General features: G+C 44.5%; 22 protein-coding genes and 1 tRNA gene. 20 read left to right on the top strand and 3 right to left on the bottom strand.

What is annotated here, in order from left to right; genetic code table 11:
- Positions 1–168: 168 nt before the first annotated feature.
- The 3 genes from C0Q44_RS27280 (at position 169) to C0Q44_RS27275 (ending at position 1904) form a co-directional block, all read left to right on the top strand.
- Entirely contained in the window at positions 169–1320 is a 1152-nt protein-coding gene (locus tag C0Q44_RS27280; protein WP_105410297.1) for a sensor histidine kinase, read from the top strand.
- A gap of 102 nt (positions 1321–1422) precedes the next feature.
- A complete protein-coding gene (locus tag C0Q44_RS30420) occupies positions 1423–1584 on the top strand; it encodes a hypothetical protein (RefSeq protein ID WP_181151192.1) in 162 nt (53 codons plus the stop codon).
- Positions 1536–1904, top strand: a complete 369-nt coding sequence (locus C0Q44_RS27275; RefSeq protein WP_181151191.1) for a NucA/NucB deoxyribonuclease domain-containing protein — start codon at positions 1536–1538, stop codon at positions 1902–1904. Before C0Q44_RS30420 ends, C0Q44_RS27275 begins: the two co-directional genes overlap by 49 nt.
- 114 nt (positions 1905–2018) lie before the next feature.
- Here C0Q44_RS27275 and C0Q44_RS27270 read toward each other — a convergent pair whose 3' ends face one another.
- Complete coding sequence (locus C0Q44_RS27270; protein ID WP_105410296.1) at positions 2019–2243, bottom strand: hypothetical protein; 225 nt, start codon at positions 2241–2243, stop codon at positions 2019–2021.
- Positions 2244–2450: 207 nt separating this feature from the next.
- Here C0Q44_RS27270 and C0Q44_RS27265 point away from each other — a divergent pair, with 207 nt between their 5' ends.
- The 3 genes from C0Q44_RS27265 to C0Q44_RS27255 all read left to right on the top strand — a co-directional run bounded on the left by C0Q44_RS27265 (position 2451) and on the right by C0Q44_RS27255 (position 6612).
- Entirely contained in the window at positions 2451–2900 is a 450-nt protein-coding gene (locus tag C0Q44_RS27265) for a general stress protein (RefSeq protein ID WP_105410295.1), read from the top strand.
- A gap of 426 nt (positions 2901–3326) precedes the next feature.
- Positions 3327–3412, top strand: a tRNA-Leu gene (locus C0Q44_RS27260).
- Between the two features lie 278 nt (positions 3413–3690).
- On the top strand, positions 3691–6612 hold the full coding sequence (locus C0Q44_RS27255; RefSeq protein WP_105410294.1) for an insulinase family protein: 2922 nt from the start codon (positions 3691–3693) through the stop codon (positions 6610–6612).
- 208 nt (positions 6613–6820) lie between these two features.
- Here the strand turns inward: C0Q44_RS27255 and C0Q44_RS27250 are convergent, their stop codons facing one another.
- Complete coding sequence (locus tag C0Q44_RS27250) at positions 6821–7528, bottom strand: helix-turn-helix domain-containing protein (protein WP_105410293.1); 708 nt, start codon at positions 7526–7528, stop codon at positions 6821–6823.
- A 252-nt stretch (positions 7529–7780) separates the two neighbouring features.
- On the opposite strand from C0Q44_RS27250, the gene C0Q44_RS27245 reads away from it, so the two are divergent.
- The 5 genes from C0Q44_RS27245 to C0Q44_RS30535 all read left to right on the top strand — a co-directional run bounded on the left by C0Q44_RS27245 (position 7781) and on the right by C0Q44_RS30535 (position 11415).
- Positions 7781–9007: a MalY/PatB family protein gene (locus tag C0Q44_RS27245; RefSeq protein ID WP_105410292.1), complete on the top strand. Its 1227-nt coding sequence runs from the start codon at positions 7781–7783 to the stop codon at positions 9005–9007.
- A 236-nt stretch (positions 9008–9243) separates the two neighbouring features.
- Complete coding sequence (ung, locus tag C0Q44_RS27240) at positions 9244–9912, top strand: uracil-DNA glycosylase (protein WP_105410291.1); 669 nt, start codon at positions 9244–9246, stop codon at positions 9910–9912.
- Positions 9913–9932: 20 nt separating this feature from the next.
- Positions 9933–10352, top strand: coding sequence for a hypothetical protein (locus tag C0Q44_RS27235; RefSeq protein WP_105410290.1), 420 nt, complete (start codon positions 9933–9935; stop codon positions 10350–10352).
- A gap of 230 nt (positions 10353–10582) precedes the next feature.
- A complete protein-coding gene (locus C0Q44_RS27230) occupies positions 10583–11167 on the top strand; it encodes an LOG family protein (RefSeq protein WP_105410289.1) in 585 nt (194 codons plus the stop codon).
- A 119-nt stretch (positions 11168–11286) separates the two neighbouring features.
- Positions 11287–11415 carry a sporulation protein YjcZ gene (locus tag C0Q44_RS30535; RefSeq protein ID WP_219845203.1) on the top strand — a complete coding sequence of 43 codons (129 nt, stop codon included), beginning with the start codon at positions 11287–11289 and terminating at the stop codon, positions 11413–11415.
- Positions 11416–11634: 219 nt separating this feature from the next.
- On the opposite strand, the gene C0Q44_RS27225 is transcribed toward C0Q44_RS30535, so the two are convergent.
- Positions 11635–11901, bottom strand: a complete 267-nt coding sequence (locus C0Q44_RS27225) for a hypothetical protein (protein ID WP_105410288.1) — start codon at positions 11899–11901, stop codon at positions 11635–11637.
- Between the two features lie 235 nt (positions 11902–12136).
- Here C0Q44_RS27225 and C0Q44_RS27220 point away from each other — a divergent pair, with 235 nt between their 5' ends.
- The 9 genes from C0Q44_RS27220 to C0Q44_RS27180 all read left to right on the top strand — a co-directional run bounded on the left by C0Q44_RS27220 (position 12137) and on the right by C0Q44_RS27180 (position 26986).
- Positions 12137–12874 carry a glycerophosphodiester phosphodiesterase gene (locus C0Q44_RS27220; protein WP_105410287.1) on the top strand — a complete coding sequence of 246 codons (738 nt, stop codon included), beginning with the start codon at positions 12137–12139 and terminating at the stop codon, positions 12872–12874.
- Between the two features lie 262 nt (positions 12875–13136).
- On the top strand, positions 13137–14192 hold the full coding sequence (locus tag C0Q44_RS27215; RefSeq protein WP_105410286.1) for a FecCD family ABC transporter permease: 1056 nt from the start codon (positions 13137–13139) through the stop codon (positions 14190–14192).
- 2 nt (positions 14193–14194) lie between these two features.
- A complete protein-coding gene (locus C0Q44_RS27210) occupies positions 14195–15226 on the top strand; it encodes a FecCD family ABC transporter permease (RefSeq protein WP_105410285.1) in 1032 nt (343 codons plus the stop codon).
- Between the two features lie 44 nt (positions 15227–15270).
- Complete coding sequence (locus C0Q44_RS27205) at positions 15271–16986, top strand: ABC transporter ATP-binding protein (RefSeq protein WP_105410284.1); 1716 nt, start codon at positions 15271–15273, stop codon at positions 16984–16986.
- A 250-nt stretch (positions 16987–17236) separates the two neighbouring features.
- Positions 17237–17551 carry a hypothetical protein gene (locus C0Q44_RS27200; protein WP_105410283.1) on the top strand — a complete coding sequence of 105 codons (315 nt, stop codon included), beginning with the start codon at positions 17237–17239 and terminating at the stop codon, positions 17549–17551.
- Positions 17552–17677: 126 nt separating this feature from the next.
- Positions 17678–18247, top strand: a complete 570-nt coding sequence (locus tag C0Q44_RS27195) for a DUF3221 domain-containing protein (protein WP_105410282.1) — start codon at positions 17678–17680, stop codon at positions 18245–18247.
- A gap of 44 nt (positions 18248–18291) precedes the next feature.
- Positions 18292–18564: a DUF5071 domain-containing protein gene (locus tag C0Q44_RS27190; RefSeq protein ID WP_105410281.1), complete on the top strand. Its 273-nt coding sequence runs from the start codon at positions 18292–18294 to the stop codon at positions 18562–18564.
- A 688-nt stretch (positions 18565–19252) separates the two neighbouring features.
- Positions 19253–20473: a dockerin type I domain-containing protein gene (locus tag C0Q44_RS27185; protein ID WP_105410388.1), complete on the top strand. Its 1221-nt coding sequence runs from the start codon at positions 19253–19255 to the stop codon at positions 20471–20473.
- 90 nt (positions 20474–20563) lie between these two features.
- A complete protein-coding gene (locus C0Q44_RS27180) occupies positions 20564–26986 on the top strand; it encodes a polymorphic toxin-type HINT domain-containing protein (RefSeq protein WP_105410280.1) in 6423 nt (2140 codons plus the stop codon).
- The last annotated feature ends 14 nt before the right edge of the window (positions 26987–27000 follow it).

Genomic DNA, 27000 nt, shown 5'->3' with positions numbered 1-27000 from the left:
CATGCGTTTTCCTCCTGCTGGTATCCTAGGTTATTGTCGAATGTTAGTTAACAGCTATTACCCATGAACTACATCTATTGAATAACTGTGTTACAATTAAAATATATTGGTTTGATCTCAGCACATACCATCTGGTTGAGTTAATGGTATAGGATAAAGGAGGAAGGCATGAGCCAATATAAACAACTTTCATTACAATGGGAATTTATCATATCGAAAGTGAAATCCTCCGTGACGGTAGTCGATGCTACATTGCCTGAGCTTCCGCTCATGTATGTAAATGAACATTTTACCAAGCTGACAGGATATACGTACGAAGAGGCTGTCGGACAGAACTGTCGATTCCTACAAGGTGCAGATACGGACCCCGAAACATTGGAGTTAATTCGAGATGCATTAAGAAAACAACAGTCCATTAAGATTGATATCTTAAATTATACAAAAAATGGCCAGAAGTTCTGGAATGAATTGAATATTGATCCGATCTTCAATGAATCAGGAGAGTGCTTGTATTTTGTAGGTATTCAATACGATATTTCAGAACGAAAATATGCCGATCAGCAGTTGAAATTCGCAGCTTCCATGGCTGAGATGAACAGCAGAGGACAATTGGAATTCATCGGCAAGCTGAATCATGAGCTTCGTACCCCGCTTAACGGTATTATGGGGATGATTGAACTTGTCAGTATGGGGGAAACCACGGATGAGCAGAAAGAATATCTGGATCTTGCACGTCAATCAAGTGAGGCGCTGTTAAACATTGTGAACAATAGCCTGGACATGGCAAAGTTGGGCAGAGGTAAAATGAGGGTCGAGCATATTGAGTTCCAGCCGCTGAAGCTGATTCAACAGATTGTGAAGACGCATGAGCCTTCAGCAAAGAATAAACAGTTACGTTTACTCTGTCACGCTGATCTAAGCGTTCCTGACGTCCTTATAGGTGATCCGTTAAGACTTCGGCAGGTACTGGATAACTTGCTGAGTAATGCGATTAAATTCACGGAGCAGGGTGAAGTACAATTACAGATCGATGTCAAACAACAATTGATGGATACTGTTATTCTCGTATTCTCTGTGCGTGACACGGGAATCGGTATTCCCCAACAGCATATGGATCAATTATTTGATGCATTCACCCAGTCAGATATCTCCCATGCACGCCGATATGGTGGGAGCGGGCTTGGTCTGACCATCTGCAAAGAGCTGTTGGAATTAATGAATGGTCAGATTTCAGTAGAGAGTATCGAGGGGAAAGGCACACAGTTTGAGGTTACATTGCCATTGCTGCTGCATCAACAGGCCATTCCTAACGTAGGCTAATATTCAAAGCAGGACAGTCGGGTAGTCTCGGCTGTTTTTTTTGGATTGTTTTACGAACTGACGTTCTGTTATAATGCAAGTGTTGAATGGGGGAGACACAGCATGAGTAAGAGACGCACAAGAAGGAAGAGTAGAGGTAAGCAACGATTCAAAAAGCAGGTACTAACGTTGGTAGCCATGCTGCTGGTAGCCCTCTATGCCTGGGCTGGTGGAGAATGGCCGGAGGAGATACCATCTCCATTCGGGGGGCTAACAAGAGTATAGACCATACCATTAGGTTCCCATCAGAGCGCTATCCCGAAACGGCCAACCATATTAAAGCTGCCATTAAAACGGGACATTCAGATGTATGTACCATTGATCGTGATGGAGCTGAAGGTAATCGGGATTTATCGCTCAAGGGTGTCCCGGTCAAAAAAGGTAAGGATCGGGATGAATGGCCGATGGCGATGTGCGCGGAAGGTGGCATGGGTGCAGATATCCAGTATATTACGCCAAAAGATAATCGTGGTGCAGGTTCATGGGTAGGGAATCAGTTAAGTACATATCCAGATGGAACACGAGTAAAATTCGTAGTGAAGTAAAAAAAGAGAAAACCAGACGTTGATGCGTCTGGTTTTGTTGTATGAAGTGTTGGAATATCTAGACACTATTTACGTATGCATACGAGAAGTGATTTTCTATAGTTGTTAATTCGACTAAACGAGTTGCATTCCACTTAAATGATGAGACCGGATGCTTAACAGACGAGTAACTTGTTCAACCTCATCGAACGGTATCCACAGACTTCCGTGAACGGTACGTAAGGAGAGAATGGAACTATCGGCGGTACGCTCTGGAAAGCCGGTTACCGTTTGACCGCTTGTATTACGGACGATAATCTGTTGATTGCGCCGGATGGCAATTTCTACCTCTTTTTTCATAAGTCATTGCTCCTGATTATGAGATGTTAAATACGTATGTCAATATTTTCAATGGTTAATTTGGCTTCTTTATCTAGTCTATCAGAACTAGGTATAGATTTCCAGAAGAGAAATAAATAAATGTACTAGGTGAATTGTCTTAGCTAAGGTGTTCCGTTTGTGAAAGGAAATTACGGGGTTATATTAGGGTAAAAGGAGGGGAACGGAATGACGAAATTAATCATTGGGCTGGCCCGTACCGAGAACGAGGCAATAATCATGCTGAATAAGGTTAAAGAGGAAGGGATTAAGGATAAATATTTGGGAGCGGTGGCGAAGGAACAGCTCAATCTGGAGCTGGTGAGCGAGAAGACGGGGCTGCCCAAACCATTAAAAGGTGCTGGAACGGATGGTGCCTTTGGAGCCTTGAAAGGCATACTGGCTGGTCTTGGGAAGCGAATGGATCAGACGATGTCTATTGGAAAAGCAGTGCGCCGGCTCGCCGGAAACGAGATTGGGAGTGAGACCGATGATCTCGTGCTTACGCTGACTGAAGCGGGGATCTCGGAAGAGGATGCACGGTACTACGAAGATTGGCTGCTAAAGGACCATATTCTGGTTATCGTTGAATGCAGTGAGGAAGAGGCAGCTCGTGTTCGACCTATTCTACTTTTTTAGTTTAATTTAAGGCTGATTTTAGGTTTCTTTAATGTTGGGGAGGTATTCTTATCTCACACCTCCCTTAATATAGATTGGTTTACCGGAAGTCCGGGACCGCAACTCGGACTTTCTAGGCACTGTGAGCTGATGCTTGCAGTGCCTGTTTCATTTATATAAGTTGAACTAAAGATTATTTACACTGACACTACGATGACAGAATAACCTTCTAATCGCTGTTATCCCCAGATTTTTTCGATTCCCTTTTCTCAAGGGAAAATCCGGTGATAAAGGCGAACGCTTCGCTTTTTCAGTTTTTCTGTCCTCTCCGTTATCGTGTAAATCATTAGTTAAACTTATATAGTTGGATTATTTTATATAAAAAGTGTTGCAAAGTTAATCTATTCATGGTAAGATATTTCTTGTCGCCAAGAAATACATACCCATGCCGGGGTGGCGGAATTGGCAGACGCACAGGACTTAAAATCCTGCGGTAGGTGACTACCGTACCGGTTCGATCCCGGTCCTCGGCATCTTAAAGAAAAGATTGCATGACGCTTGTTAACCAAGCTGCATGCAATCTTTTTTTGTGGATTTTTATAGAATTGGCGTATCATGGCTGACTTGTTTATCTTGCAGTTCATAAACATAAACCGTGCATAATACATATCAGAAGGTACATTGAACTGGCTTTTATGAAGAGACGGAACAATGGTGTATACTATCCGTAGGCATATATTACCTGTACCTTGCTGAACGATATAGGTTCACAAAACAATAAAACCATCTGATGGACGGAGGACTCAAGTTTATGTTGAAACAGCTTAAACCGTACAAAGTGTTACAGGAGCGCAGAATCGAAGAACTCAAATCCGATGCGTACCTGCTGGAACACCAGAAATCCGGGGCTAGAATTGTACTGTTGTCCAACCAGGACGATAACAAAGTATTCAGTATTGGTTTCCGTACACCTCCCGAAGACGACACAGGGGTAGCCCATATCCTGGAACACTCCGTGCTCTGTGGGTCCAAGAAATTTCCAGCCAAGGATTCTTTTGTTGAGTTGCTAAAAGGTTCATTGAATACATTCCTTAACGCCATGACGTATCCGGACAAGACGATCTATCCGATCGCGAGTCGTAATGATCACGACTTTCATAATCTGATGGATATCTATCTGGATGCGGTATTGAATACGAACATTTATGAGAATGAAAAAATATTTTTACAAGAGGGTTGGAACTACAACCTGACTTCGGCGGATGACGAGTTGAGCTATAACGGGGTTGTGTATAATGAGATGAAGGGTGCCTTTTCATCGCCGGAACGTATGGTGCGTAGAGAAGTGCTGAACTCTCTTTTCCCGGATACCACATACTCCTCCGAGTCTGGAGGGTTCCCTGAAGCTATTCTGGATCTGACCTATCAAGGGCTGCTGGATTTCCACACAAGATACTATCATCCGTCCAACAGCTACATCTATCTGTACGGAGATATGGATATGGAAGAGAAGCTTCAGTGGTTGGATGAGAACTATCTGAGTGCTTATGATCGAATCGATATTGATTCAGCTATTCAACTCCAATCCGCTTTTGCAGAGCGGGTGGATACGATCAAAACCTACTCTGCCGGAAGCACGGAATCGGAAGTGGATAACAGCTTTTTAACATATAATGCGGTGATCGGCACAAGTCTGGACAAGGAACTGAATATCTCGTTTCAGATTTTGTTATACGCACTGCTGAACGCTCCGGGAGCGATACTGAAACAGGCGTTGCTGGATAAAGGCATTGCCAAGGATGTCTATGGTTCGTATGACGACAGTCTGTATCAGCCTGTATTTACCGTTGGATTGAAGAAGAGCAATCTGTCGAGCAAAGAAGACTTCCTGGGAACGGTCAAAGAAGTGCTTGAGCGTGTGGTGAAAGATGGTTTTGATCCCAAAGCGCTGCTTGCAGGTATTAACTCCTATGAGTTCAATCACCGGGAAGCGGATTATGGCAGAATGCCAAAAGGCCTGATCTACGGATTCTCCTCCCTGCAAAGCTGGTTGTACGATGAACAAGCGCCTTTCACCCATTTGGAAGCCAATGACGTCTTTGCTGAGCTGCGTACAAAAATGAACGAAGGTTACTTCGAGCAATTGATCGAAAAGTATATATTGCAGAACACACACACTTCCTTTGTGGCGCTCACCCCGGATAAGGGGCTGAACTCACGCAAGGAGGAAGCACTAAAAGCACGTCTGAAAACCATTCAGGCGGGACTCAGCGAGCATGAGACTCAGGATTTGATCAAGCGCACAGAAGCACTTGCCGAGTATCAGAACACACCATCAACCAAAGAGCAGCAGCAGGTCATTCCGACGCTGTCGATTGAAGATATTGAACCGAAAGCCTCTACATTGCATCAAACGGTGAACCAGATCGATGGCACAACCATCTTGCATCATAACCTCTACACCAACGGAATCGGTTATCTGAGGCTCCTGTTCGATATTAAGGAAGTACCGCGTCGTCTGCTGCCGTATGCAGGGCTATTGAAGAATGTGTTAGGTTACGTCGACACTCAAACTTACTCGTTCAATGAACTGTCGAATGAAATTCATATTCATTCGGGCGGTATTCATAGCGGAATTGGATCGTATGCCAACGCGCATAAGAACAATGAATTCAAGGCTTCCTATGAGTTCAACGCCAAAGTGCTGTATGACAAACTCGGATTTGCCTTCGACATGATCAAAGAAATCGTGTTTACGTCCCGATTCGATAATTCGAAGCGATTATATGAGATCATCTCCCAGATGAAGGGCAATCTGCAACGCAACCTGATCAATAGTGGACATTCTGCGGGAATTGGCCGTTCTACGTCCAAACATTCAGCAGTTGCCGACTTCAGAGAAGTGGTTAGCGGCATTGCATACTACCAGTGGCTAGAGGAGCTACAGGCGAACTTTGAGGCTAGAAAAGAAGATTTATCCACCAGCTTGCAAGAGCTGACAGGGTATATTTTCAGACCGGAGAACCTGCTTGTCAGCTACACTGCCGATGAACAGGGATATGAAGGACTGGAGCAGCAGGTGTCTGATCTGAAATCGAAGCTGTTCACACACGAGGTTGCCAAAGAAGCATTCACATTCACACCTGCACCTCATAAAGAAGGATTCCGATCATCTTCTGAGGTTCAATATGTCGTGCAAACGGGCAATTATATCGACAAAGGTTATTCATATACAGGATCACTGCGGGTCTTGCAGGGAATTCTGTCCCTGGATTACCTGTGGACTAATATCCGTGCCAAAGGCGGAGCTTATGGATGCATGTCCGGTTTTAGACGAAACGGAGACAGTTATTTTGCATCGTACCGTGATCCAAATCTTGATAAAACGTACAAAGTATATGAAGAAATGCCGCAATATCTGAACGATTTCCGGGCAGACGAGCGGGAGATGACGCGATACATCATTGGTGCGATTCAAGATCTGGATACGCCGAGAACGCCCTATGGCGAAGGTTCATTCTCTCTGGAGTGTTATCTGTCCAACGTGACTGAAGCGGATCTGCAAAAGGAACGTGACGAGGTGCTCAGCACCAAAGAAAGCGATATTAACGGTTTTGCCGGACTGGTGTCCGCGATTCTTGAACAGCAACAACGCTGCGTCATTGGAAATGAAAATAAGATCGAAGAGCAGAAGCAACAGTTCGATGAGACCCTTGATCTGATCAAGAACTGAGTAAACTGGATAAACAAAGCGTTCGCCCAAAAGCTTTCTGAAAGGAAGCTGCATCGGAAGCCTATGCTATCCCGGATTCTCCCCTAAGGTAGCGTTAACATACGAAAGACACTTGGAGTAGCTGGAATGAACAGCTTGTTCAAGTGTCTTTTTGTTATACAGTGGTCTGCCTGGTCCAAGATGAATCATAAAGGAGAATTCACGTTGTTCAGGTGACCGCGAGCATATTGTATATTTTCAGTGTCCGCAGATCTTCCTTGGAGATCTTCAATTCATTATATAACTCCTGATTCTCGGGCAGCGGTGTTCTGGAGAAGAGCATTTTAAGCGCAATAGGCATGAACGGTCTGAATGAAACTCCCGCCATAAGTCCCCACTTCTTCTCAGATTCCTGAAAAGACGCCAAAATATTAATATATAGATTCTCCAGCGGTGTGGCCTGATTTTTCAAAATCAGTGTGGTCAGGGTATCGTAATGCTCGGTGTGGCCCCAGTACATATTCTCGCACTCCTGATAATTCTCAAAGTCCTTCACGTTCATATACATCACGGTGCGATAACGGTTGGCATCCGACTGTGCCATCATGTCAATGACGCAACGAATGAGACTGTTGTTACGGCCATCATAGAAATAGGAATAGAAACGTGTGGAATTCTTGAAAAAGCTGGATGGGACCGCATTCATCAGGGGAGAAGCATGCCTTGGCTCCTGGTACAAGAGTTGCTCCACCTGAATGTTGAGCGTGTCCGCAATATGATGTAACGTGACCAGATCGAGTGTAATATCGCCGCTCTCATACTTGGACAGGGTGCCCTTGCTCTTGAAGATCTGATCTGCAAGTTGTTGGATCGTCAGTCCCCGCCACTTCCGAAAATTTCGTATTTTCTTGCCAACTTCTTGATTGATATTGTTCATAACGGGTTCTCCTTATGTCATGTTTCTTGAGAGTACGTGAAAATGATGAAAGTCATTCATAAAAATGATGCTATATGAAAAATATATCACTTTTTCACGGGAATACCTATTCTGAAGAAACAAGAAACTTCATTTGTTTCGTCAGGATAGATTGTATTACATTTGATGCAATTACGACGTCATGGAATAATAGATGCAATACGACATGAACCGACAATGAAAAAAGTAGAGCAGACAGAGGGAGCAGAAGCTATGAAATATAACTTTGATGAAATTATCGATCGCACAGGAACGAACGCCATGAACACGGATGGTTTCCGTCAATATATTTTTAACAGATCAGATGATATGACTTTTCCATTCAAGGACGAAGAGTTTATTCGCATGTGGATTGCAGATATGGAGTTCGCCACGCCTCCCGAGATTCTGGATGCAGTCAAGCAGCGTCTGGACCGCAGAATCATGGGGTACTCACAGGTGTTTGATCCAACGTACTACGAAGCTGTCTCCAACTGGATGAAAAGGTATTACGATTGGTCTTTCCCCAAGGAGCATCTGGAGACCTCGAATGGAATTATTCCTGCATTGTATGAATTGGTGGAATACATCTGCAAACCGGACGAGAAAGTGCTGATCGTGACACCTTCCTATGGTTTTTTCAAATCGGCTGCCGAGCATAATCATCTTGAACTGGTGTGTTCGGATATGATTAACGAGCAGGGACATTATTCCATCGATTTTGAGGATTTGGAAGCCAAAGCCAAGGATGAACAAGTGAGGGTCTGTATTTTCTGCAACCCGCATAATCCCTCCGGGCGCGTATGGACAACGGAAGAGTTACAACGTGTGGGTGAGATCTGTTTGAACAACGATGTGTGGGTTATTTCGGATGAAATTCACTGTGATCTGTTACGGACAGGCAAGAGACATACACCGCTTGCGAAGCTGTTTCCGGGTACGGATCGAATCATTACCTGCATGTCTCCGAGCAAAACGTTTAATATGGCGGGTCTGATGTTCTCCAATGTCATCATTCCGAACAAGGAACTTCGAGACATCTGGCAGGCACGTCATTATGGGTTCAAAAACCCGCTTAGCATCGCTGCCACTCAAGCGGCTTACGAAACGGGCGATGAATGGCTGAAACAATTAAAAGGTTATCTCGATGCCAATTTTGCCTACGTAGAAGAGTTTGTGCAGAAACATTTGCCGCTGGCCGTCTTTCACATTCCAGAAGCCACATATTTGGCCTGGATGGATATCTCGGCATATGCTCCCAAACATGTAAGTTTACCTTTATTCTTCGCTGAGCAAGCGGGTGTGTTGCTGGAAGATGGTCATATGTTTGTAGCAAATGGTGCAGGTTGTATTCGGTTGAATCTGGCTTGTCCTCACTCTGTCCTTCAGGAAGGACTGCGGAGAATAAGAAGCGTGCTTGTGAAGGAAGCCGAAGAGGTGCCCGTTCCGGTTCAAGTGTAAGTCATCGATCAACAGTGAGCGTTACTGGTCCTGATCAAACATACTAAATCCAGCTCAAACAAAGATTTGTTTACAGGTAATCCGACACCCTGATGCACAATTCTGGCTTGCCGCCCTTGGTTATGTTAAAATGGTGGATAGTCTATGAGCCGCATGACATGCAGCTCTCAGAAGGAAGAGCCCATTAATTTGGGCTGCACGGATCAGCATTCATCAGGGGAAAGGAGCTTATACATATGTTTGGCAACGATTGGGACAAGGTGCTTCAGGAAGAGACGGAAGCCGAATATTTCAATAAGATTCGTTACACACTCGCCGCCGAGTACAAAACGCATACCGTTTTTCCACCCAAAGAAGACCTCTTCTCCGCACTGAAGTTAACTCCTTATCATCAGGTTAAAGCTGTTATTATTGGTCAGGACCCTTATCACGGAGCGGGTCAGGCTCACGGATTAAGCTTTTCGGTTCGACCGGGGGTACGCATACCTCCTTCTCTACGAAATATATATAAGGAACTTCAGGCCGATCTGGGTCTGCCGATTCCGAATCATGGATCTCTGGTCCATTGGGCACAGCAAGGCGTTCTGCTCTTGAATGCTGTTCTGACGGTTCGTGAAGGCCAGCCGAATTCTCATCAAGCACTGGGCTGGCAGACGTTTACGGATGCTGTAATTCGTGCATTGAATGAACGTTCAGAACCGATGGTATATATGCTGTGGGGCAGTCATGCCCAGAAGAAAGGTGCTTTTATTAACAGGGACAACCACCTGGTGCTGGAGTCTACACACCCCAGTCCGCTGGCGGCGCATCGTGGATTTCTCGGCAGTCGCCCCTTCTCCAAAGCCAATGACTTCCTGACCTCCAAAGGTATTGAACCCATCGATTGGACGATACCGGAAAACTAGACAGATGGAGGTGAAGGACATTGCGACATTGGATAGGACGAAAAGTAGCGGTATATCGCGCAACAGGCATACGAGAGCCACTGAAGGGAACGCTGGTAGAGTGGGATGAAGAAGCGGAATGTGTACGGATCGGACCGAAACGTATCAAGGTGTCGTTCGACAATATCGCAATGATCAAACCTCTTCCCGAAGAGAGTCTTCCCTTAAAGAAAGCACGTTCTGAAGTGCATAAAGTTGGATATGTGATGAAAAAGGCAATTCAGTTTGAGAATGCCATCTATTTCAAATCACAGGTTATGATCTGGCGCCGGGCCAAAATTGTAGCATTATCCACCACGATTCTGAGTCATGATGAAGATCAGGTTGAACTTGCAGATGGTCGGGTTCTTCGTAAAGACAAGCATATGTTTGTCGTGCGTTCAAGACGTGGGATACGTTAGATACACTCATATTTAATATTCATTTCATGTAAAGATCATACGGATTTAATATTTGAGCTGTATATTAGGTAGTAACAACCCCTTCTAAATTGATGTCTACTGCATGGGAGCCCGACCGGCTGCAAACGGTCGGGTATTTTTTTGTCCATTCATCTGATAACCTGTTGTACATACCGATAACATTCATGATATATATTATTTAGATCAATCATAATAAGGAGTGAAATCCATTGAAACGTATAGCTGTTTTTGCAGGCTCCAATCCGGGAAATCACCCCGATTACACTGAGAAGGCTGTTCAACTGGGCAAACAGATTGCCAATAGCGGGTATGCACTGGTCTATGGGGGCTCTTGCATGGGCTTGATGGGCGCAGTCGCTGACGCTGCTCTGGAGCAAGGGGGCGAAGTGATCGGGGTCATGCCTACCGGATTGTTCCGGGGAGAAGTGGTTCATGGAGGGCTCACACAACTGATTGAAGTGGGGACCATGCATGAAAGGAAGGCGACGATGGCTGAATTATCCGATGGATTCATTGCACTTCCTGGAGGCATGGGTACATTTGAAGAATTATTCGAGGTATTATGCTGGGCACAGATCGGCATTCATCGCAAGCCTGTCGGCTTACTGAATGTCAACGGATATTATGGGCCGTTAATGAAGATGGTCGAGCATAGCGTACATGAGGGATTCTCGAACACCTCACATCTCAGTCTGTGGAGTCTGGAATCCGAACCAGCAGAACTGCTTGCCCGGATGTCATCGTATATTCCTGCAGAATTGACTCAAAAATGGTCACAGCTGAACGGTCAATGAGTATGTGAAAAGTGGGCCTGTCACCCATCGCTTCTGTGGGAAATTTTCGAATTGCCCAAGCAAGTTGCGCTATCGGACATAGTCTATAGTGTACTTTCATGAAGAGGGGAGTGTCACCCATGAGCGAACTCAAAGGTACAGGATACGGATGCGGCGGAGGCTTCGGTGGTGGAGCGTGGACATCAACAGGCGCAATCCTGGTCTTGTTTATTCTGTTGGTTATCATCTCTCGCACATTCATTCTGTAATTCGGTCACCATTTCTGGACGGGATCGTGCTGAACAGCAATATCCGATGAAGAAGATGCCTTTCCAAAGAAACGCCGGTACATGCCGGCGTTTCAGGGGAACGGTTTTTTGATATGTTCAGATAAATGAAGGGATTGAAGGCAAAAACCTGCTCCTGAACAAGATCAGAAGCAGGAGTGAGCGTTCTGGGTCGATAACTGCACACCAAGCGGTCGTAGCTTATACCACAACAGCAGTCTGATTCGGATTACTTAACGATTTCCAGGCGATGTATAGCCCGATCGCTGCTGCAATTAAGGAAAGTATAGCTGCAACAATAGCCAGCTGATCCAGTGTGTGGGGTGAACTGGAGTTAAAGGAGCGCTGATTATCCGTCTTGCCGGATTTGTTTTTGATATGGACAGTTGATCTGGAGAGCCTGGAAGCCGACTGTAACTGGGATGTGCGAGGACGCGTAGATGTCGATTTTTTCTTTGAAGGATTCAATAGTCAACCTCCTTATAACGGAGTGCAGTTCTTCCATCGTTCGTTCATACTATATTATGTTGATTTCCAGATTGAGTTCGCAAAAATGAGTGAATCCCCAGCCCGTTGGATATCCAACCATAGCTCATGTGTCAGCGAAGAGCTTATACAATTAAACGCTCTGTTAATACCAGTCTAACAAACCGTGTTTATAGTGAAGTTCATAGAGTTAACGTTGATTGCAGGAGGTGCTGGAATGAGGAACATGGAGATTATTGCCCATCGCGGTGCATCTGCCGTATGCCCCGAGAATACGATAATTGCTTTTGAACGAAGCCTTGAGCTTGGAGCCACCGGCATAGAAACCGATGTGCAGATGACAAGTGATGGCCGATTGGTGCTAATTCATGACGAAACGTTAAGCCGAACTGCGGGTGTAGAGGGCTGGGTGAAGGATACCACGTACGATCAACTGCGTACACAAGATGCCGGGTCCTGGTTTCACGCCGATTTTGCCGGGGAACGCATTCCTGCTCTGGAGGAGTTATTCAAACTGGTTCAGGGGAAAGGGATTCTGCTTAACCTGGAATTGAAAAATGGCAGTGTAAGTTATAAGGGGATGGAAGAGACGATCATACAGGTGATCCGGGACTGGAAGATGGAGCAACATGTCGTTCTGTCCAGCTTCAATCATGCTTCGCTTGTAAGGTGCAAGCGTCTTGCCCCGGAGATTCGCACTGCACTCCTATATATGGAAAAGTTGTATCGTCCGTATGACTATGCTGCCAAACTTGAAGCTTCCGGCCTTCATCCCTACAAGCTGGCAGTTACGTACGAAGACATTGCCGCAGCATTGGCACGTGGTGTTGTAACCTATCCCTTCACAGTGAATGATCCTGCCGAGATGCAGACCATGATTGACATGGGTGTGCAAGGTATTATTACCGATGTTCCTGATGTGCTGGTCTCCTTGATGGCAGTACATGCCCGGTGATTGAACTCTGGATATGATGTATAAAATAATAAGGCTGCGCTGGAGCTTTTTCGCTCGGTGCAGTCTTTTTGCGTGCCCAATGGTGTGTAAATCTTCATATATGCAATAAATATGTCCCATTTGTCCATTGCCAGAGACGAGAGATTCACTTACAATGATCTATGGGAATGAGAATCAATATCATTAAGTTCGGTATTTATAGAGAGGTGATTGTTATGTACATAGGTTTGAGCGGCTCCATTCATAATGAGGGTGGACGCGTATGAGTTCCAAAGCTTCACCAGCACATCAGGATACGAATTCACCCACAGCGAAGATACACACGCGCCCATGGGCAGCCACACTCATTCTTACAGGGGGCCTTCTACTGCTCGCTCTGGGTATGGCCCTGTCCATTTCTTTTGGCGCTGCTGATATTAAGCTTGGTGTCGTCTGGAAAGCTATTTTCGATTTCAATCCGGACCTGACTCCGCATCAGATCATATGGGAGATTCGGTTGCCGCGTATTCTTGGCGGAGCGATGGTAGGTGCATGTTTCGCTGTCGCTGGCGCGATCATGCAAGGTATGACCCGTAATCCACTCGCCGATTCCGGTCTGCTTGGGCTGAATGCGGGGGCCGGCTTTGCGCTCGCTGTCTGTTTTGCCTTTTTCCCAGGCATGCCATATATGTACATCATTATGTATTCCTTCATTGGAGCGGGGCTTGGGGTCCTGTTGGTATATGGCTTCGGTGCATCTTCCAGGTCAGGTCTGACACCTCTGCGGCTTGTACTTGCAGGTGCGGCTGTATCTGCAATGTTATCTGCACTCAGTGAAGGGATTGCGTTGTATTTCAGAATTGGACAAGACCTGGCCTTCTGGACAGCTGGCGGTGTAGCCGGAACGAAGTGGTCACAGTTGGAGGTCATGTTCCCATGGGTTCTGGCTGCACTGATCGCAGGTCTGATCATTTCCCGTTCCATTACTCTGCTTAGCCTCGGAGAAGATATTGCCGTTGGACTGGGCCAACGTACAGGACTGATTAAGCTGGTAGGTCTGATTGTTGTACTCATTCTCGCAGGTACAGCTGTATCGGTCGTGGGTGCTGTTGGTTTTGTTGGACTTATTATTCCCCACCTTACACGGAAGCTGGTTGGGGTAGATTATCGCTGGATCATTCCATGTTCCGCTGTAATGGGCAGTCTGCTGCTCGTATTCGCGGACTTGGCTGCACGGATGATTAACCCGCCATACGAGACGCCAATTGGGGCACTGGTTGCCCTCATTGGGGTACCGTTCTTCCTGTATCTGGCGCGCAAAGAAAGGAGGGCACTGTAACGATGGGATCCTCAACCGTAATTGGAGCAGAGCGTAGAAAGAGAACCAAGAGCACGATCGTGCTGATTGTACTTGCGATACTCATTATCGGGGCTTTTGTGGTGAGTATGAATACAGGATTTACCAAGCTTTCGCCCCTTGAGGTGATGCGTACACTGTTTGGTGGCGGGACAGCGAAGCAGGAATTGATTCTGTTTGAATTCCGTCTGCCGCGTATTGTTATTTCGGTGATGGTTGGTGCAGGACTTGCCTTGTCAGGTTGTATCTTGCAGGGGGTATCGCGTAATGCGCTGGCAGATCCGGGTATTCTCGGAATTAATGCAGGTGCCGGGCTGGTCGTGATGCTGTTTGTTTCCTTTTTCCCGACAACTACAGCGGCTCCGGTATTCCTGTTGCCCATTCTGGCCTTGATCGGTTCGGGTTTTGCTGCATTCCTGATCTATATTCTTTCCTACAAAAAAGGAGAGGGCATCATGCCTACTCGTATGCTGCTTACGGGGATCGGGGTAGCGGCGGGAATCAGCTCTATCATGATCGTACTTACTTTACGGCTTAGTCCGGAAAAGTATCAATTCGTAGCTACCTGGATGGCAGGTAGCATCTGGGGTTCGAACTGGAAATTTGTAACGGCATTGTTGCCATTTCTTATTATTCTTGTACCGCTGGTTCTGTACAAAGCACGTGTATTGAACGTACTTAATCTGGGTGACCAGACGGCAAGTGGACTCGGCGCTCCAGTTGAGCGTGAGCGGCTGATTCTGCTGGCGGCTGCCGTAGGACTAGCTGGTTCATGTGTATCTGTGAGTGGGGGGATCGGTTTTGTGGGTCTGATCGGTCCACATCTGGCACGTCGTCTGGTGGGTCCAAAACATCAGTTTCTGTTACCCGCATCTGCACTGGTCGGTTCATTGCTCGTGCTCGTTGCAGATACGCTGGGACGTGTCATATTGCAGCCTTCGGAGATCCCTGCCGGTATCCTGGTTGCCATCATTGGCGCACCATACTTCCTGTATCTTTTAAGCAGGACCAAATAGAACGTAATCATCATTGTGTGGTTGCATAAGGAGGACTTCAGTCCATGCTTCGCCGTTTCTTTGCCTATTACAGGCCTTACAAAAAGCTCTTTATTCTGGACTTTAGCTGTGCGATTCTGGTCGCCCTGCTGGAGTTGGCTTTTCCACTGGCGGTAAACCGAGTGGTGGATGACTTGCTGCCAGGTGGGCGCTGGGATTGGATTCTATGGGCGTGCCTGGGATTGCTCGGCATCTATTTCCTGAATTCATTTCTGAACTTCATCGTTACATACTGGGGACATAAGCTGGGTATTAACATTGAGACGGACATGCGTAAAAGCCTGTTCAATCATGTGCAGAAATTATCGTTCCGTTTCTTCGACAATACGAAAACCGGACATCTCGTTTCCCGTATGACTAACGATCTGATGGATATTGGCGAGATTGCCCATCATGGTCCAGAGGATGTATTTATTGCGGTGATGACACTGATTGGTGCTTTCAGCATCATGATGAGTATTAACGGGAATTTGGCTGTGTTAACCTTTATCATCGTGCCGCTGATTATTTATCTGTCGCTCTACTTTGGTAGCAAAATGTCCAAGGCATTCAGCCGAATGTTCGGTGATATTGCCGACTTCAACGCTCGTGTGGAGAACAATATTACAGGTATCCGTGTCGTTCAGGCTTTTGCTAATGAAGAGCATGAAAAAGCACAATTCGCTGTGAACAATGGTCGTTTCCGCCAGACCAAGCTGATCGCATACAAAATCATGGCCTGGAACTCTTCTGTCAGTTATATGCTGATGAAGCTGGTATCCCTCTTTGTTCTGGTATGCGGAACATGGTTTGTCATTAACGGCAGTATGACGTACGGTCAGTTTATTGCCTTTATTATGTTGTCCAATGTGTTCCTGACACCGATTCAGAAGATTAACTCGGTGATCGAGACGTATCCCAAAGGTATTGCGGGTTTCAAACGTTATACAGAGCTGCTCGACATGGAACCGGATGTAGAAGACCGTCCGGGAGCTGTTGCGGTATCCCATCTGCGCGGAGATATTCGATATGAGCAAGTAACCTTTGGTTATTCCGATCAGGAGCCTGTTCTCAAAGGAATCGATCTAAACGTGCGTGCAGGTGAAACCGTAGCTCTTGTCGGTCCATCGGGTGCAGGGAAAACAACGTTATGCAGTCTGCTGCCGCGGTTCTATGATGTGCTGGAAGGTCGCATCACGATCGATGGGCAGGAGATACAGAACATGACACTAGACTCCTTGCGTAGTCATATCGGTATTGTTCAACAAGACGTGTTCCTCTTCGATGGAAGCATTCGGGAGAACATTGCCTACGGCAAGCTGGATGCATCTGAAGAAGAAATCTGGATGGCCGCAAGGCGTTCACAGATGGAAACCTTGATTCAATCGATGCCGGAAGGGCTGGATACATTAATTGGTGAACGCGGCGTGAAGCTGTCCGGTGGACAGAAGCAACGTTTGTCCATTGCCCGTATGTTCCTGAAAAATCCACCAATTCTGATCCTGGACGAAGCCACATCCGCACTGGATACAGAAACGGAAGCGGCGATTCAGCAATCACTTGCTGAGTTATCCGAGGGCCGGACGACGCTGGTCATTGCTCACCGATTGGCTACGATCAAAAATGCAGACCGCATTATTGTCGTTGCCGAACAAGGAATTACGGAGCAGGGACGTCATGAGGAACTGCTTGCCGCAGGTGGCGTGTATAGCCGTCTGCACTATGCACAGTTTGGCGCTTAACGTATTTGATGTGGACGTAACATTGTAAATGTGAGAAAAATGAGAAGTAACGCCATCGTTCATGACTTGGAAGGAGTCAGGATGATGGCGTTTTTTTTACTTTCTTTATCATGATTAAGGTGTGATTCTGAGATGCTGCCTTGTTGTCACAGTCGAATCATGGAGCACCAAACGGGGTAATTATAGTCAAGCTTACATTTTCAATTATATGATATGTTCATCATTATGAATGACGTAGGAGGCGAAGGACATGCTAAAAATTCTCATAACCTGCCTGATTTTTATTTTGATTCTACTACTCTTGGTGCAAGGAATACGTAAGCTTTCCAGTACTGGAGGGGGTGCAGGCTTTAGACGCTGGGGTGGATGGCTCATCGGACTCTTCTTAGTGGGTGCTGTGCCAATCGGTTTTGCACTGTACACAGAGATCGTTGATGAACGCTTGGATGCCAACATCGGGTTGGGGCTTGCCATGCTGTTTGTCTGGGCTTACTGTGCTGTCTTGTTATGCGCAACATTGGTAATCTGGGGAAGGTACGTGTACAAGCGGAATATGAAGAAGTGAATTATTTGGGGTAATCGTGCCGGGCCCGTCGGGAAGATAAGGATGAGCCAAAGGCTGTATTTGCAACAATAACCTGAAATGGAACGTTAAATTTAGAAAGAGGTGTTAATAAAGGGGGATATACATATGTCCAATCTTCGTCGAGTCCTCATATTGCTCTCAATCCTGATCGTATGCCTTACGGGATGTTCAGGACATATCGAGTGCAACTCTGTGCAGACTCAAGCGAATGCACCAAGTGAAGATGGATTCACTGGTTATGTGGTTGAACGCAAAGACAATTCCATTCTTGTGGTTGATCCTGCATATGAGGATTTCAGTGCGAACGGAGGAGGAAGTCGGTATTATCCGGCAAAATGGTTCTCTAACGCGCCTGATCCGCAGATCGGCTCCTACGTTGAAGTCTGGACGGATGGAGGCCCGGAAAATCAACCCTATCCTGGGCAGGCCAGAGCAGAAAAGATAGCGGTATCTTGTCCAAATACTCCAGACGGTGCTCATCTAAGTGAGGCGGATGCAATTCGGGGTGGACTATATTCACCAGATGGAGAAAAAGTACGTGTTCCTGTGATTGAAGATGTACAATTCTATCAGGATGCAGGAACGTGGGCGATTCGCATAAGAGACGCGATGTCAACAACGAAGAATCAAGATGAGATTGAGATCAGAGTAGAGGATGTAGAGCCAGTAGAGTAACAGAGGGAGTATATGATTTTGCACATAGAGATTAGGAAGTTTAAATGGATATTAGGGAGTGTCTTCCCCGCGATAAACATGACTTTGAGGCGGTGCGTAAGTTAAGTGAATTTAGTGATGTAGAATTAAAAGTTATCATCCCAGAGCTGATGGATTGGTTGCAAGACGGGAATTGGCCCGTTTCCAGATCCGTAGAAGATTTACTTATGAGATTTGGAGAAGATCTGATTCCTCATATTCGAAATGTTTTTGAAACAAAAGATTCAACATGGAAATATCTTGTGTTGACGGGTTCGATTAGCAAATTGCCTTCGTAATATTTGATTGTATTGAAGGATAATTTGGAAACATATTAGAAAACCCAACTAAAAGTGAGATGCTTGAAGAATTGGATGAGGTCATTGTCGAGCTTCTGGATCGAATGGAATAACTATTTAGGGAGTGGCTTTATTCTGAGGTATATCCCTTAATGTGATGTATCAACTGGCTTGTTTTTTAATGTGTCCTTATGCTTCTTGTTTTTTTATCATTGTAGATATCTAGGTATGATTGGAAATCACTTGTCGAAAAAATGGATTGATTAGCAATGTGAAATGAGTAAGTAATCTATATATAAGGAAAGATTATATAACTATATATAGTATTTGTTGTTTTTATAACTTAAATATAATACTACATTTACATATTACAGCAAAGCGATAGTTTACATAACATTTAAATTTTATAGCTGTTTTTTGGGATTAATACGACAAAATAAGACAAATTAAAACAAAAAAACCCTATTTCTTTATAGATTTGAATCGACGATAATAAGATAGCTCTTTAGCATAAGCGATAAAAATGGGGTGTAGACATATTGTGAAATGATAGGATAGCTTCTCGGTATTAGAGTGGAACGTAGTTGTATTCCATTGATTTTAGAAGGAGATTAGGATAATTAGGTTTTCTGCATGTGTCAAAACAAGTCTTGTACTTAATTTATCAATAAAGAGGAGAGCACGTGAGATGAATGGGAGAGAAAATAAATCAACTTTTAAGCTTGCTAGCAGATTGTGTATAACGGTGACTATACTGTCTTCTCTTATATGGCTCTCAGGTGAAGTTGAAGCAGCGGACTCAACTCCGAAAAAAGTAACCACTGTGGAGCAGGACTTTGCTGTCAAAGAGGTGCTAAAAGGTGATGTCAATGGGGATGGTGTGATTTCTTCTGGAGATGCCTTGCTGGTTACAAAGCATATAAAAGGCACAATTACGCTGACACCAGAGCAAATTAAGGCAGCTGACATGAACAACGATGGGCTTATCGATAAAACTGATTCTGGAAGTATCATGGATATTTTCTTGGGAATAACAATCCCTACTAGTAAACTACTGGAGATCCCGAAAGGTTTGAAAATGGAGATACTCAATCATACTTCAATTAATTTATCCTGGGATACACTAAAAGAAGTAAATAAGGATGTAACTGGATTTAGCATCTATCAGGACAATGTTTTAATTGGAACTACGAATGAAACCAGGTACTTGGTCAATTCTCTTGATCCACAGAAGAGGTATTATACATTTACAATACGTTCGAAAAATAATGCAGGGGATGAGTCTCAACCGAGTATTTCGATGATCAGATTCAAGAAGAATCCTAAAGGTGATGTCAATGGGGATGGTGTGATTACTCCTGAAGATGCCTTGCTGGTTACAAAGCATATAGAAGGTATACTTACTCTGACACCAGAGCAAATCAATATAGCTGACATGAACAACAATGGGCTTATCGATCAAACTGATTCTCAAAGTATCATGAATATTCACTTCGGAATAACACCTATCAGTAAACCACTGGAAATCCCGAAAGGATTGAAAATTGAAACATCCAATTTTGGTTCAGTCGAATTGTCTTGGGATGCGCTGCAAGAATCAAATAATGATACAATTGTATTTCTCATTTATAAAGATGATGTTTTTTATGGAGGAACGAATAGAACCAGCTTTGAGACCCTTTGGCTTGATCCCGAAAAAGAACATACGTTTACAATAAGATCAAAAGATATGGCAGGCAATGAGTCTGGGCCAAGCAACTCGGTGAAGAAAGCAGCGTTGAAGAAATATACGTATACTTATAATTCTGCCGGTCGCCTGACGAGCATTGTATTTCTCTCTGGCAAAAAAATTGTGTATACGTATGATGCCAACGGGAATTTGATCAAAACAACAATTACAAATCCTTAGAAGCTACAACAGATGAAAACAATTCCAGGTTAAAACTCACACTATCTGAACGGGGAGAACAAGTTGAAGCACTCTATAACCAAGAAATTTATGTCCATTTTACTCATCGTAGCCGTATTATCAGGACTTTTCGCAAACTGGATTCCGGCGACTACATATGCGGAGGAAGAACAGGGCAATTCCAATGAATTGATTCAGATTCTGATTGACGAATTTGGTACGACGGAAGGCTTTATTCAGGGCTATCTGGATCAAGGATACAATCTGAATCAGATCCTGTCAGCCTTCTTTAAAATGAGAGAGAGTCAGATTGGGTTTGACGAAGCACTAAGTGTACTTTATCCAAATGAAATCAATGAATCTCAAAGCGTTACAAGTGACGTATATTCAGAAGGTTTGCTTAACAACGATATATCGATTGTCAGTGTTGGTGCGGATCAGTCCAGTATCATGCAACGATATGACACGTTTGCCGTGACTGAGGAGGTTTATGGGGAGCCTGAAAAAGGAGAACCAACAGAAGAGAAAGAAACCGTGGAAGGCGAAGAAGTTGAACTACCTGCAACAGATCCAGCGATTGATACACCTGAGAGTGAGCAACCTTCTGCCGAAGAGACAGGCAAGGATAATGGAGAGCTTCCCGAATCAACTACTGCACCTGAAATAGGAGCTACAGATCAGGGAGAAGATACTGATGCATCGGATGGCCAGAACCAAGTCAGCAAACCTGCTGCTGACGTCATTAAACCCTTAGCTGCGTCAACCAGCGTGCCAGATCCAGGGAAGCATATTACCGAGAAAGCACCGGTGTTTAACAAAAACTCGTTTAATGAAGCACCCTACACGGTGGGAGAAAACGGTGAAGCTATTTCCAACATGAGCGGTGGGTTGATGCTGGAGCATGTGGATGCTACGCTTCCGGGCCGCAATGGCATGGGGTTTTCCTTGGAAAGACAGTATAACTCGGCATCCGCACAGTTTTACGATATGGATGTGGGCTATAGCACATACGATTATCCAATTTACAAATATTTTGTCACGTATAGTGCGGTTAGAAAAAAGAAAATCCCTAAATACCACGTGAAATATCGTGAAAGCATGTGGTACCAATTAGACAATAACGGGGATGGTACAGTAGATACCGAAACCTCGATTCAGGAAACCAAGATCGTGCCGAAGGGCACGTATACGACAGAAGCAGAGGCCAAGCAAGTCGCAAGTCAGCGTATAGTCTACTTCACAGCTCCTGAATCACGCACAGAGCAAACAATAAAGTATGCTGCGAGCACGAATAGCCTTCCGTCAAGTGTGGATTACAACAGTGGGGGTTTCAGTGGCACATTGAACAAGCAGGGCGGACCAACTGTAGTTTCAGGCGAATATAAACCAGCACGTACCATTACAGCACCTACTCAGTCCTGTGTGAATTCCATTCCTGGTAAATACGATGCCAAGGGGGTTTGGGTACAAACGGGATCTGAGAGCCCTTGCCCGCAAACCAAAACGGCTACAGTACAGGGTCAGACGATTACATTGACTCGTTCGTCTGTAACGAATACGAAGGCTTGTCCATCACCGAATAAATCGGTGGCAAACTACGTGTGTACCAAGACATGGGAAGCCAAATATGATGGATCTGTAACCATTCCGGCATCCGACACACGTAGTTACTCCCAAACTTATGTCGGCACAGTAACCAAGCCAGGTTCTTACTCGTCCAGACGATATGATAACTGGGTGCTTCTTGGGGGAGGAGGCAAGCAACGTAAAGCGTACAACGTCAATGAGCTTCCATGGGTAGAAACTGAGATTACCGAGGGAGAGGCAGAATCAACAACTCAGGCGACGGATGGCACAGACTATTGGTCCGAAGCGAGCGATCTCAAAAACGAAATTAATAACTATCCCAATGCCGCGTTCCAAAATGGAGTCGATGATGGCTATAACTACTACATGGCTTCAAAGCCTAATGCAGAAATTCGTGCTTATCAGGTGGGCAATGGTACGGATGTGACCTATTATAATAAAACCATTCCAAATCCCCTTGATAAAACCTATCCACTCGGTAAAGGATGGTCTTGGAAACTGCCATCCATCGAGACGAAGAACAATAAGAAAGAAGTAGTTTTTGCTGATGGTGGTCGATACGAGATCGTCGGCAATACACTAAAGGGGTACGATTGGGAAGGTATTACGGTGAATGCAGATACGTCTGCTACTGTAAATGGTGAAACTTCTGCACTGGTCATGATATCTGCAGATGGATTAACAAAGCAATATTTCTCTACGGATGGACGTCTGCTTCAGATTTCAGATGGGCAGAAAAATGATGTTCAATTCTATTATGAGAACAACACAATATATAACAGCAAGTTGTTGACTCAAGTAAAGGATGCTATAGGCAATACGATTCGCATCAGTTATACGGCCTCAGCCGTAACGATCGTTCAGGGGAGCCGCACGGTTACCTACAACAAACAAACGAAAAACGGTATAGAATTGCTCGATTCCGTCATCGACCCGTTGGGTAGAAAAACCACTTACTCTTACAAGCTGGCCGATGCCAAGTTTAACTTGCTTGGGTTTAGCCCGGAACGCGCGGTATTGAATCCATATGCGTTGCTCACATCCGTGCAGCATAATACAGGTGCCAAAACGTTCTACGAGTATGAAAATGGCCCCGTTAAACGATATATTGGTGAGGATTCTTTTAACGAAGCTTATCGTGTATTGTCTCGTAGAGACCAGTTAACCTATGAAAATGGCTCGACAGAGGATTTTAATCGTCAGACATTGAGTTACACCTCAGATCTGGGGGAGACTTATGGACAGGATGTAACATTTACAACAGCGATTAATAACGGATTAACCAATACGCAATACAACTATCGCAAAGATTACATCAATGTCGATACACCAACACAGTTTTATCTGGATCGAGCAATCGTTAGTGCGGAAGGAAAAACACAAACGATATCGTACACCTATGGAAAAACGGTCAAGGGACGTGGTTACGCTGCACCTACGCCTACCATCACCTCTGAGACCGATAATCAGGCCAAGGATGTATTAACTACAACAGTTCAACTGGATGATTACGGAAATATTACATCGATGACAGATGAAACAGGACGTACTGTTACAAGCACATACGATGACACAAGACATTGGTTGGCTAGTATGACAGACATGGTAGATTCAACAAACAAGAAGTACACACTCATCAAGCGAAATAATGAAGGCAATATTACGCAAATCATTAATCGAAAAGATAGTACAAGTGGTGAATTGCTTCAACAAGCAGACTATACGTATGATGCATACGGAAATTTACTGACCCAGCGTATTTCGGATGACTCTCAGGAAAGATCCGCTACGTTGGAATATGATAGTCGTTATCAGAATGCTTTCCCAACCCAGCAAAGTATGGTTGTGAGTGATGTTGACGGCAAACAAACGATAGTCAGTACTTTCGTAGAGTATGATCCGGTCACTGGTGATATGCTATCCTCTACCGATGGAGAAAATCATACAACGAAATACCAACTGGATGCATTAGGTCGTACGGTTAAAGTGGTACAACCAGATGGTAAGGTTCTAAATGCCAGTTATGATGACATGACAAATACGATCACGGTTACGGATGAGAGCGGTCAACAACAGGTGACAAAGTGGAACTCGTTGGGGCAGGAAATCGAGAAAGGATATTTCTCAAACGGTACTTATCTCGTATCCAAACGAACGGGATATGATCCATATGGTCGAGCTTTTTGGTCAGAAGATGCATTAGGTAATCGTACTAGTAACTTCTATGACAACTGGAGCCGGGTCATTTCGGCCACAGGTCCGGACGGTTCCTCCACTACGATGAAGTATAATGATGTGGCTCGAACGGCGACAAGTACAGATGCTGAAGGGTACATGCAGATTGAAACCTACGATAAGTGGGGGAAAGTGCTGAAAACGGAAGAGAAGACACAGCAGGATACGGGATTACGAACGCTGGAGAAAAATAAATACGATACCATCAGTGGCAATACAATGGAACAAATCGATGGTAATGGTAATGTTACTTCATTTACGTATGATGTGATGGGACAACTTCGTATGGTTATCAATGCTAATGGTGAACAGACCAAATATGTGTATGATATGATGGGAAATCTGACCAAAACTATTGATGCTAATGGAAATATCAAAGAAAATCGTTATGATCAGATGGGACGCAGAATCCAGACATTGGACAAGTCGGGAAATGTGACCAGAAGCTATTACAGTCCTAATGGTAACCTGACGAAACACGTTGATCGCAATGGCAATGCATTGACGTATGATTATGATGTGCGTGGTATCTTGATTCGTAAAACAAGTCCAGATGAGACGATCAACTTTACGGTGGATGCTATGGGTAAACGAACCAGCATGACGGATCGTACGGGGACTACCACGTATCAATATGATCCATCGACGGAACAGTTAGCACGGATGACCTATCCGGATGGTCTTTCTACAGAATTCAGTTATGATTTGAATGGTAACCGTACTGAAATGAAAGGTCCTTTTGGTAACACAGTGTATTTTGCATATGATTCCATGCAACGTATGTTATCGGTGGGAACAACCAAAGATACTCCTGATGCACAGTATAGTTACTACTTGAATGGACTCTTTAAAGAATCTCAATCTCAAAATGGTGTGAACGATCGGAAAATCTACAATGGTTTGGATCTAGTCTATATGGATCAGATCCGAGATCAATCTGCACTGAGTACCTACAATTATAGTTATGACAACAATAAAAATATGATTAATCGTGTTCAGGAAGGTTCTCAGGATACATTTACGTATGACAAGCTGGATCGCATTCTGTCTTCCAGTCCGAATAATGAGCAATACACTTATGATAAACAAGGAAATCGACTGACAATGCAGTCTGACAAAGACCTTAATGTCAGTGAAAGCGAGTATCAATATGATACCCGCAACCGTCTAACCCAGGTCACCAAAGACGCGAAGAAGGTAGGTTATCAGTATAATGGTGATAACTTACTTGTAGAACGAACGGAGAATGGTGCAGGTACACGCTATTACTATGATGATGATGCGCAGATCATAGCGGAAGCTGAAGTTCGGAACGGGACGCCTGAACTGAAGGCAAATTATATCCGGGGAACCAAGCTGGAAGCCATCGAGTATCCTGATGGCAACAAAGCATATGTACAAACGAATGGCCATGGGGATATTACAGAATTAAGAAATGCAAATGGTGAGTTGTTGAACAAGTATCAGTATGATCTCTGGGGGAATATTGTTTCCAAAGAAGAGAAAGTACACAACCCATTCCGTTATTCGGGCGAGCTGTGGGATGATACAACGGAATTGCAATATTTGCGAGCGAGATGGTATGATCCTTCGTTAGGAAGGTTTATTACGGAAGATACCTTTGAAGGTGATCTCCAGAATCCTATGACCCAAAATGGATATGTCTATGCGGGTAATAATGCGCTCATCTATGTAGATCCAAGTGGTAATGTTTGGAAATGGGTAGGTGACAGTTGGAAAGTTGTTAAGAAAGCTGGCGTTGCTACGGCCAACTTCCTTATTTTAGATGACCTTAAGACGTTTATAGATCCGAAGTCGTCTTTATTTGATCGAGGCATGGCTGTCGCAGGATTCCTGCCCGTAGGAAAAGTCTTTAAAGGCGGAAAGCTTATTGTTAAGTGGGCAAATAAAGAAGGTAAAGTTGTTACCAAAACAGCAAACTCATCTACGGCTAAAGTAGTAGCCAAGGGTTGTAACTGTTTTACAGCGGGTACCAAGGTCCAAACAGATGTAGGGGAGAAAAAAATTGAAGACATTGAAGTCGGAGATAAGGTTCTTTCCAAAGATGAGAATGACTCTATTGGAAAAACAACTTACAAAGACGTCACTGCTTTATTCCGCAACCAACGTGATGATATCATTAAATTGCATGTTGGAAAGCAGATTATTGAGACAACAGACAATCATCCGTTCTGGGTTGAAGGTAGGGGCTGGTTGTTTGCAGATGAACTTCAAGTGGGTAACGAGCTCCAAAAGGCGGATGGAAGCAACCTGAGGATTGATAAGATTGATCTTGTTAAACTTGATAAGCCAGTTACGGTTTATAACTTTACAGTTGCGGATTACCATACGTATTATGTAACAGATTTGGGAATTTGGGTGCATAACACGAATTGCTTTGACCTGAATGTGAAGCCCAGTGTCTCCAATACTAAGTTACAGAATGTTGTGAAGGATCTTTATAAAGGTCAAAACATGCCGAATGTCATTGGTAATGGTACAACTATGGATTCTATTCGCTATGAATTAAAAACAGGTCTGCCTGTTGGAGGTAAATTCCACAGCCAAAAAGGAAAAGATTATAGTAACGCTTTGAATAAATTGATAAAAAGCGGGAATTTGAATACACAAGATAAGGGTGCAGCACAAGCAATTTATGACGATTTACAAAAAGCATTAGCAGGAAAATAATAAGAGGTGAAGAA

The sequence above is a fragment of the Paenibacillus sp. PCH8 genome, from assembly GCF_002968835.1.
In the GTDB taxonomy this organism is placed as follows: domain Bacteria; phylum Bacillota; class Bacilli; order Paenibacillales; family Paenibacillaceae; genus Paenibacillus.
This window is presented reverse-complemented; position numbering and strand designations above follow the sequence as displayed.

Bases quoted from the DNA above. Each gene is read 5' to 3' on its own strand.
- C0Q44_RS27280 (WP_105410297.1), top strand. From the start codon at position 169: ATGAGCCAATATAAACAACTTTCATTACAATGGGAATTTATCATATCG.
- C0Q44_RS30420 (WP_181151192.1), top strand. From the start codon at position 1,423: ATGAGTAAGAGACGCACAAGAAGGAAGAGTAGAGGTAAGCAACGATTC.
- C0Q44_RS27275 (WP_181151191.1), top strand. From the start codon at position 1,536: ATGGCCGGAGGAGATACCATCTCCATTCGGGGGGCTAACAAGAGTATA.
- C0Q44_RS27270 (WP_105410296.1), bottom strand. From the start codon at position 2,243: ATGAAAAAAGAGGTAGAAATTGCCATCCGGCGCAATCAACAGATTATC.
- C0Q44_RS27265 (WP_105410295.1), top strand. From the start codon at position 2,451: ATGACGAAATTAATCATTGGGCTGGCCCGTACCGAGAACGAGGCAATA.
- C0Q44_RS27255 (WP_105410294.1), top strand. From the start codon at position 3,691: ATGTTGAAACAGCTTAAACCGTACAAAGTGTTACAGGAGCGCAGAATC.
- C0Q44_RS27250 (WP_105410293.1), bottom strand. From the start codon at position 7,528: ATGAACAATATCAATCAAGAAGTTGGCAAGAAAATACGAAATTTTCGG.
- C0Q44_RS27245 (WP_105410292.1), top strand. From the start codon at position 7,781: ATGAAATATAACTTTGATGAAATTATCGATCGCACAGGAACGAACGCC.
- ung (WP_105410291.1), top strand. From the start codon at position 9,244: ATGTTTGGCAACGATTGGGACAAGGTGCTTCAGGAAGAGACGGAAGCC.
- C0Q44_RS30535 (WP_219845203.1), top strand. From the start codon at position 11,287: ATGAGCGAACTCAAAGGTACAGGATACGGATGCGGCGGAGGCTTCGGT.
- C0Q44_RS27220 (WP_105410287.1), top strand. From the start codon at position 12,137: ATGAGGAACATGGAGATTATTGCCCATCGCGGTGCATCTGCCGTATGC.
- C0Q44_RS27215 (WP_105410286.1), top strand. From the start codon at position 13,137: ATGAGTTCCAAAGCTTCACCAGCACATCAGGATACGAATTCACCCACA.
- C0Q44_RS27210 (WP_105410285.1), top strand. From the start codon at position 14,195: ATGGGATCCTCAACCGTAATTGGAGCAGAGCGTAGAAAGAGAACCAAG.
- C0Q44_RS27205 (WP_105410284.1), top strand. From the start codon at position 15,271: ATGCTTCGCCGTTTCTTTGCCTATTACAGGCCTTACAAAAAGCTCTTT.
- C0Q44_RS27200 (WP_105410283.1), top strand. From the start codon at position 17,237: ATGCTAAAAATTCTCATAACCTGCCTGATTTTTATTTTGATTCTACTA.
- C0Q44_RS27195 (WP_105410282.1), top strand. From the start codon at position 17,678: ATGTCCAATCTTCGTCGAGTCCTCATATTGCTCTCAATCCTGATCGTA.
- C0Q44_RS27190 (WP_105410281.1), top strand. From the start codon at position 18,292: ATGGATATTAGGGAGTGTCTTCCCCGCGATAAACATGACTTTGAGGCG.
- C0Q44_RS27185 (WP_105410388.1), top strand. From the start codon at position 19,253: ATGAATGGGAGAGAAAATAAATCAACTTTTAAGCTTGCTAGCAGATTG.
- C0Q44_RS27180 (WP_105410280.1), top strand. From the start codon at position 20,564: ATGTCCATTTTACTCATCGTAGCCGTATTATCAGGACTTTTCGCAAAC.